The sequence below is a fragment of the Glaesserella parasuis genome, assembly GCF_002015085.1.
GTDB lineage: Bacteria > Pseudomonadota > Gammaproteobacteria > Enterobacterales > Pasteurellaceae > Glaesserella > Glaesserella parasuis.
This window is the reverse complement of sequence record NZ_MUXW01000008.1, coordinates 12489-19165: the sequence shown is the minus strand read 5'-3', so window position 1 is coordinate 19165 and position 6677 is coordinate 12489. Positions and strand designations below refer to the sequence as shown.

General features: G+C 38.6%; 9 protein-coding genes. 3 read left to right on the top strand and 6 right to left on the bottom strand.

Annotation, left to right across the window (positions count from 1 at the left end; translation table 11 throughout):
* Nucleotides 1-453: 453 nt before the first annotated feature.
* Complete coding sequence (locus tag B0183_RS04085; RefSeq protein ID WP_078208367.1) at nt 454-1641, top strand: BaiN/RdsA family NAD(P)/FAD-dependent oxidoreductase; 1188 nt, start codon at nt 454-456, stop codon at nt 1639-1641.
* Between the two features lie 63 nt (nt 1642-1704).
* On the opposite strand, the gene nanA is transcribed toward B0183_RS04085, so the two are convergent.
* From nanA to B0183_RS04060, 5 genes are all read right to left on the bottom strand, one after another.
* Nucleotides 1705-2586: an N-acetylneuraminate lyase gene (gene nanA / locus B0183_RS04080; RefSeq protein ID WP_021116899.1), complete on the bottom strand. Its 882-nt coding sequence runs from the start codon at nt 2584-2586 to the stop codon at nt 1705-1707.
* A gap of 83 nt (nt 2587-2669) precedes the next feature.
* Nucleotides 2670-3536 (bottom strand): MurR/RpiR family transcriptional regulator, encoded by an 867-nt coding sequence (locus B0183_RS04075; protein WP_078208364.1) that lies wholly within the window; start codon nt 3534-3536, stop codon nt 2670-2672.
* A 1-nt stretch (nt 3537) separates the two neighbouring features.
* The gene (nanQ, locus tag B0183_RS04070; protein WP_078208363.1) at nt 3538-4008 is read right to left on the bottom strand and encodes an N-acetylneuraminate anomerase; all 471 of its coding nucleotides are present in this window, start codon (nt 4006-4008) and stop codon (nt 3538-3540) included.
* 222 nt (nt 4009-4230) lie between these two features.
* Nucleotides 4231-4707, bottom strand: a complete 477-nt coding sequence (locus B0183_RS04065; protein WP_005714474.1) for a hypothetical protein — start codon at nt 4705-4707, stop codon at nt 4231-4233.
* Between the two features lie 65 nt (nt 4708-4772).
* Nucleotides 4773-5114 carry a C40 family peptidase gene (locus B0183_RS04060; RefSeq protein WP_078208362.1) on the bottom strand — a complete coding sequence of 114 codons (342 nt, stop codon included), beginning with the start codon at nt 5112-5114 and terminating at the stop codon, nt 4773-4775.
* Nucleotides 5115-5184: 70 nt separating this feature from the next.
* Between B0183_RS04060 and B0183_RS04055 the strand changes: the two genes are divergently transcribed.
* The gene (locus B0183_RS04055; protein WP_005714476.1) at nt 5185-5463 is read left to right on the top strand and encodes a type II toxin-antitoxin system RelE/ParE family toxin; all 279 of its coding nucleotides are present in this window, start codon (nt 5185-5187) and stop codon (nt 5461-5463) included.
* Between the two features lie 11 nt (nt 5464-5474).
* Nucleotides 5475-5756: a HigA family addiction module antitoxin gene (locus B0183_RS04050; protein ID WP_005714478.1), complete on the top strand. Its 282-nt coding sequence runs from the start codon at nt 5475-5477 to the stop codon at nt 5754-5756.
* Here the strand turns inward: B0183_RS04050 and B0183_RS04045 are convergent.
* Nucleotides 5753-6490, bottom strand: coding sequence for a phage minor tail protein L (locus B0183_RS04045; RefSeq protein WP_078208361.1), 738 nt, complete (start codon nt 6488-6490; stop codon nt 5753-5755). The two genes, B0183_RS04050 and B0183_RS04045, sit on opposite strands and share 4 nt — an antisense overlap.
* Nucleotides 6491-6677: the final 187 nt, after the last annotated feature.

The following is a 6677-nucleotide window of genomic DNA, read 5'->3' as shown; positions in this document are numbered from 1 at the left end:
AAAATCAATATGTTACGGCTACATGGTGGGTCAAGACCCACCCTACAAGCTACTTCCCCCACAAGTGGGGAAATCTCAAAAATACCTTTCCCCCACCCCATTATAAAAAAAAAAACACAATGATTTACACAAAACTAAGAATAAAATAACAAGAATTTTTCAACTTTTATCAATAAAAGTTAGAAATAATAGGCGGAAATCTAATGAAAGCGGTGATTTAGATAGGATATTTGGCATAGTAGACAAAAGTGTTGGTAAAAAGTGGGCTAAAGCCTTATAGTACAAGGCTTTAAGCTCACTTTTGAAGAATATACTCATTTAAATATAGAAAAAACAACAAATAGGTTGGAAGGGTTATTTAAAGAACTGAAACAGAAATTATCGCTTCATAGCGGATTAACGAAAAAGCATAAGATTATGTTTATAAAGGATTTTTTGAATAAAAAGGGCGATATGAAACAATTTGATGCAATCATCATTGGGGCTGGAGCAGCAGGTTTATTTTGTGCGGCACAGCTCGGGCAAGGGGGAAAATCGGTACTGGTGCTGGATAACGGCAAAAAAATCGGGCGGAAGATTTTAATGTCGGGCGGTGGCTTTTGTAATTTTACCAATCTAGATGTCACCCCCAACCATTATATTTGCCAAAATCGCCATTTCGTCAAGTCAGCACTGGCTCGCTATACCAACTGGGATTTTATTTCGCTGTTAGCAAGCTATGGCATCTGTTATCACGAAAAAGAGTTGGGGCAACTGTTCTGTGATGAAAGCTCGCAACAGATTGTCGATCTGTTACAAGCCGAATGTGAGAAAGGCAACGTAGATATTCGGCTTCGACAAGCGGTCAGTTCCATCGAAAAATCTGCAAATTTTTTCCACATTCAGACCGCTTGCGAAAGCTATCAGACGGAAAATCTGATTATTGCTACAGGCGGTTTGTCAATGGCTGGCTTAGGGGCAAGCCCATTAGGTTATAAAATTGCCGAGCAGTTTGGTATTCCCGTTATCCCTGTTCGTGCAAGCCTTGTGCCGTTTACTTGGAAAGAAAACGATAAGATTTTTGCCACCTTATCCGGTATCGCTTTACCCGTTAGCGTAAGCAACCGTAATAAAACCTTTAGCAATCAGATGTTGTTTACCCATCGTGGATTATCTGGGCCTGCTATTCTACAAATTTCAAACTACTGGGATTTGGGTGAAACGGTGGAAATTGATTTACTTCCGTCCGCCTCTATCCTTGATATTTTGAACGAACTGCGTCAATCTTCGCCGAAATTGCAGTTAAAAACCGTATTATCCCGCTATTTACCGAAAAAACTAGTCGAACTGTGGATTGAGCAACAGATGATCAAAGATCAGATTATCGCTGAACTGAATAAGTCGGATCTTGCTTTTTTAGATCACTTTATTCATCACAGGCAGTATTTACCAAACGGCACTGAAGGCTACCGCACAGCTGAAGTCACAATGGGTGGGGTTGATACCGATTATATTTCGTCCAAAACAATGGAAGCGAAAAACGTTCAGGGGCTATATTTTATCGGCGAAGTGCTTGATGTGACAGGCTGGCTTGGTGGCTATAATTTCCAATGGGCGTGGTCGTCGGCATTTGCTTGTGCGGAAGGGGTAAAAAGTAAATGAAACATTTGTAGAAGATCAATTCTGATCTTCTACAAAAACTATCAATATTTATAGGAGGGTTACTTATGAAAGATATTTCGCTTTTAATTCTTTCACAACTGCTTTTTGTTGAGCGTTCAACTCTTTAATCATTGGCTCACGGCAGTAGCCCGCTTGTACGCCTTCTTCTTCCAATAAACCTTTGATGGTTTGATATAAACCGTTACCCAAAATACCTTCGATTAAATCGTTAGTCACATTTTGAATTTCAAGGGCTTCTTTGACTTTTCCTTGTTGTGCTAATTCAAAAATTTGACGAGCACGGATACCGTTGACGTTGAAGGTACTACCGATTGCACCATCTACACCTAATACTGTTGCAGGTAACATCATCTCATCAAAACCTGCATAGATTAAGTGGTTCGGGAATGCTTTGCGTAAACGTTCTAATAGATAGAAATCGCCTGCGGTGAATTTCACACCAATGATTTTTTCATTTTGGAACAGTTCTGCAAATTGTGAAACGCCGATGTTTACTCCTGTTAAGAATGGGATAGAGTAAACGATCATTTTGTTGCCTGTTTCACGAATAATGGTTTCGTAGAAGTTTTTGATTTCTGGGAAGCTGAATTTGTAGTAGAACGGCGTTACTGCAGATAAGCTATCATAGCCTAATTCAGTTGCATATTTACCAAGTTCTACTGCTTCTTTTAAGTTTACGCTACCGACTTGAGCGATTAATGCAATGTCATTTTTCGCTTCGTCTTTTGCGATACGAAAGATCTCTTTTTTCTCTTCCGTTGAAAGCATAAAGTTTTCACCAGTTGAACCGCCCACATACAAGCCATCGACTTTCATTTTGTCGATATTGTGGCGGATAATTTGGCGTAAACCTTTTTCGTTGATTGTACCATCTGCATTAAAAGAAACTAATAATGCACTGAAAATACCTTTTAAATTTTTCATATGGGTTCCTTTATTAAAGTAAAGTATAGATAAATGATAGCGGTCTGTTTCACAAAAAAACTATCAACCTGACCGCTTGTAAACTACTTAAGTCGTTGTTCTAAAATTACATTCAACGTTTTCTGTTTTTGTTGAATAGCTTTTTCTGGTTCAGCTTTCACTAACATGGCATAAATTAAATCTAGTACAAAAAGCTGAGTCATTTTTGTACCAATTGAATCTCCCTGCATATGCCCCTGACGGTTACCATTAATTAACACATAATCCGCTTCTTCTGTAATAGGCGAACGCAAATTATGGGTAATAGCAACTGTTATTGCCCCATTATCTCTTGATATTTTTAGAGCTTTTGTCGTTTCTTCTGAATAACCAGAATGGCTAATGCCAATAACAATGTCTCCTTTTTTCAGCAATGCTGCTTGCATATACATAAAATGGTTATTAGTCACGGCAGCCGCGTGTAGCCCTATTCTCATTAATTTATGTTGGGCATCTTCTGCCGTTAAACCTGATGAACCTACACCAAATAAGAAAATACGATCTGCTTTACGCAATTCTTCCACCACTTTTTCTAGCTCTGCATAATCGAGTAGATTGACGGTTTCTGCAATCACATTATTCAGCGTATTCTGCAACTTAATTGCAATTTCTTTAGGTGTATCAGTTTCCGCAACGTCCGTATCTAACAACGTACTACTCTCTTTTTGCTGAGTAGCCAATTCAATGGCAAGATCGAGTTTAAAGTCTGTATAACCTTTAAATCCCAATGTTCGACAAAAACGAATAAAGGTTGCTTCGCCGACATCTAATTTATTTGCCACTTTAGATAAAGAACATTGGTTCAATAGATCGGGCTGAGATAAAATCACCGTCGCAATTTTTTTCTCTGTTTTAGTTAAACTATTTTGTAACGCACCAATCGTATCTAGAATTTTACCTCGGGCTGACATTCTAGCCTCCTATCATCTCCACTGGCACTTTCACCACTAATTTTTTCAATGGCTTACTTTCGGTCACAAAATTGCCTGGTGTGTGTGGCTCATAAGGTAAGAAAATAGCAAACATATTAGGTTTTAAAATTACAACATTTTTATGTTCTAAGGTTGGTGTAAGCTGATAATCGTCCTCATCACGATATTCATCATAAAGTGCTAAGTTAGGATAGGCTAAACTATATTCAATCGCTTCTTCACCTGATATCAACAATTGAATATCAATAAATTTACGATGGAGCTCCGCTTTTTTTCCTTCTGTGGAAGAGGTTTCAAATTCCATCACATTCATTCTTACTCCTTCTTCCAAATCTTGCCAACCTAATGGCAGATTAACTAAATCAAGGGTTTTAAGTTTAGTACATAGTCTTGCAAAGACAGGCGGAAGTGAAAGAATATAATCATCACGAGAAAGATCACCTAATAACATATAGCCTCCTAATGTTTCACCGCACATTAAATGAAAAGATTACTCCATAAAAAATAGCATAAAAGAAAATATACTCCATAGAGTAAAACTTTCTCGACCAAATGACAAGGTATAAACCTAAAAAATGAGAGGTAAATCACAATTTACTTGATTTAAAAGAATAATTGTACACAACAGAGCCTTATTCCCTATATCATAGTTTTTTATTGGCAAGCCGTCAGATTATGAGGATCTGTTAAAATGAGATATGCTATTAGCGTAGCCAAGGCAATCATTGGGACAAATCAAGTGACTTTCTCCATTTAATTTGTTGATAATTTTATTCGCAATACGGGTTGCTTGATGGTGTAACTGAGTAGGAATAGCCTGAATAATAACAGCTTTTATATCCTCAAGTTTGATCACTTTATTTTTATAGGTTTCATAAAATCGATCTAAAGAAATCGATAATTTTTCGAGAGTTTTATGATGTTTTAGTTGTTCATTTTTTCTAAATTCATCAATAATGGTACTGTGAAGTAATTCAACAGCCTTGCTAGGCGTTATACCCTGGGTGTAGGAAAAAGCCTCTGCAAAATACCCTGTTGTTATAGATTGACTTTGTGGACTTACAAAACTTAGATAAATTGGTCGCTCAATTATTTCTTCCTCTGAATTATCAGCATCTATTTTTTCTAATATGTTAGGCTTTTGATCCAAAAATGAAATATAACGGTTTATATCAATTTGTAATGCCTGGTGTAAACTATTTAAATCTAATATCTCTAGATTGGGCGGAATTTTTGCAACTTGCCACTACACGCCAACCAAAACGGCAAATTTAACCGCACTTGACACTCGCGATCTGCGGTTGATAAATACGGCAAGCCCTTTTCCGTGTCCGAATCAGGGTGCGAATGAACGACAGCTACAATCTCACCCACACTTTCCGCCCGAATCCAATCATCAGGCGAGATTTCAAAGTGATTAATCGGATCGACAGCAACATTTTCACAAGGGAAATAACGCAACTCACCGCCCTTAGAAACGACAAAACCGCAACTTTCGTGCGGTTCTGAGCGTTTGGCGTGATATAAAATTTGTTCTGTAAAAGAGATATTTTGCATTATTGTATACAACCTATTTACAAGTTAAGATTTAAGTGTATACTTACTGTATACAAAAAGGATAACCACAATGATTCTCTCGTTTAAACATAAAGGCTTAAAGCTATTTTTTGAAACAGGTTCAACAGCAGGTATTCAAGCTAATCACGCTTCTAAATTGCGTCTTCAACTTGCGACACTAGAGAACGCTGAAACTGTTTCTGCAATGAACTTCCCTAGTTGGGATTTACACCCATTACAAGGTAATCTTGTTGGGCATTGGAGTGTCAAAGTCAATAAAAACTGGCGTTTAACCTTTAAATTTGAAAACGGTCACGCAGAAATTGTGGATTATCAAGATTATCATTAAGGAGCTGAAGAATGAGAATGTTTAACCCACCACATCCAGGCTTGTTGCTAAAAGAATACCTAGATAATGCCGACACTAGCATTACTCAAATTGCTAAACAACTTGGTGTCACTCGTGTCTGTCTATCTCGTATTATCAATGAAAAATCAGCGATTACCCCTGAAATGGCACTCCGTTTAAGTCAGCTATTGCCTAATACCACACCAAAATTATGGTTAGGTATGCAAGCAGATTTTGATTTGTGGCAATTAGAACAGCGTGCTACATTTCACATAGAACCGCTATTTGCTTAAGCCCCATGTTGCGTCGTACTTGGAAAGCCACCAAACGGCAAAATAGCATTAGCCCCGAATCTCAGCTTGCAACCACGCAAACAGTGAGAGCAAGCGTCTTTTTTCGGATCGGTTGTCGGGTTATCTTTTTCATCGGCAACTGGTCCGCTTGTATAGCCACACTCCGCAGAACGATATTGCCAAATGCAAGTATCAGATGTAATCATCAGCAACGGTATGCGTGCATTATCTGTTTCTGCGGGTAAAGCCAGCTCAAATGTCGCCACTTCATCATTTAGGCTTTTTAGCTGTTCAATGATGAACAAACTCACACTTTCCTGTGTCGGATCGGCTTGTGGATTTTGTCCGTTAGGGAAATTTCGTGCATCAAGGAATTGAGCGTAAACTAAACGACGGGTCACTTTCGCCCCAATCCCTTGCCCGAAATCTGCCGCCAAAGCGGTGACAATGCCGTACAGGTTTGAGATTGTTAAAGTCGGTCGGTTACTCGGACCTTGACCGCTAATCTCAAAACCGTCCGCTTGAATTGGATAGGCTTGGTACTCGTTACCTTGCCACCAGACATTCTGCTGACCTTGATTTAAGCCATTGTGAAAGCGTAACAACTCCCCTTTTCTGGTTGAGTCGCTATTACTGCTGATATGCCTTAAATCAATTTCCCACAGTTCAATCAAGGCATTTTGTTCAAGTTTTGGCAGTTCGTTTGCCATTTTTTGGGGTAGGGCTTTGGGCATTACATACTCCTATCGTCTAAATTGACCACCCGCACGAGCGAAATTATTGGTAATCGCTTTCTGACTTTCGTCCCTTGCGATACCTCTCATTGTTTTTAATAATTCGACGGTGATGTGAGTTCCATCTGGCGTGACCCTATCCCAAATTCTGTGTAAACACCCATTTCAACTTAACGGTGATCGTCTA

Excerpts from the sequence above, each read along its gene's own strand:
- B0183_RS04050 (WP_005714478.1), top strand. The coding sequence starts at position 5,475 with ATGAGAATGTTTAACCCACCACATCCAGGCTTGTTGCTAAAAGAATAC.
- B0183_RS04055 (WP_005714476.1), top strand. The coding sequence starts at position 5,185 with ATGATTCTCTCGTTTAAACATAAAGGCTTAAAGCTATTTTTTGAAACA.
- nanQ (WP_078208363.1), bottom strand. The coding sequence starts at position 4,008 with ATGTTATTAGGTGATCTTTCTCGTGATGATTATATTCTTTCACTTCCG.
- B0183_RS04085 (WP_078208367.1), top strand. The coding sequence starts at position 454 with ATGAAACAATTTGATGCAATCATCATTGGGGCTGGAGCAGCAGGTTTA.
- B0183_RS04060 (WP_078208362.1), bottom strand. The coding sequence starts at position 5,114 with ATGCAAAATATCTCTTTTACAGAACAAATTTTATATCACGCCAAACGC.
- B0183_RS04075 (WP_078208364.1), bottom strand. The coding sequence starts at position 3,536 with ATGTCAGCCCGAGGTAAAATTCTAGATACGATTGGTGCGTTACAAAAT.
- nanA (WP_021116899.1), bottom strand. The coding sequence starts at position 2,586 with ATGAAAAATTTAAAAGGTATTTTCAGTGCATTATTAGTTTCTTTTAAT.
- B0183_RS04045 (WP_078208361.1), bottom strand. The coding sequence starts at position 6,490 with ATGCCCAAAGCCCTACCCCAAAAAATGGCAAACGAACTGCCAAAACTT.